At 77.9% G+C, this 262-nt stretch carries 1 protein-coding gene; it reads left to right on the top strand.

Features of this window, described 5'->3' with window-relative positions:
• The coding region (locus MFF40_RS28505) for an aldo/keto reductase (protein ID WP_238263179.1) at window positions 1-262 on the top strand (262 nt) is incomplete at both ends.

The raw sequence follows: 262 nt of genomic DNA, 5'->3' as shown, positions 1-262 counted from the left end.
CCGCCAACCGGGCCCTGGTGGCGCGGGTGGAGGAGATCGCCCGCGAGAAGGGCTGCACGCCCTCGCAGCTGGCGCTCGCCTGGCTGCTCGCGCAGGGCGACGACGTGGTGGCGATCCCCGGCACGCGGCGCTTCGACCGGGTCGAGGAGAATCTGGGGGCGCTGCGGGTGGCGCTCTCGCCTGACGACCTCGTCCGCATCGCGGCCGCCGTGCCGGCGGGCGCTGCGTCGGGGACGCGCTACCCGGCCGGCGCCATGGCGGC

The organism is Methylobacterium mesophilicum, assembly GCF_022179445.1.
Taxonomy (GTDB): Bacteria; Pseudomonadota; Alphaproteobacteria; order Rhizobiales; family Beijerinckiaceae; genus Methylobacterium; species Methylobacterium mesophilicum.
The sequence above is the reverse complement of the archived record's forward strand: the minus strand, read 5'-3'. Positions and strand labels throughout refer to the sequence as shown.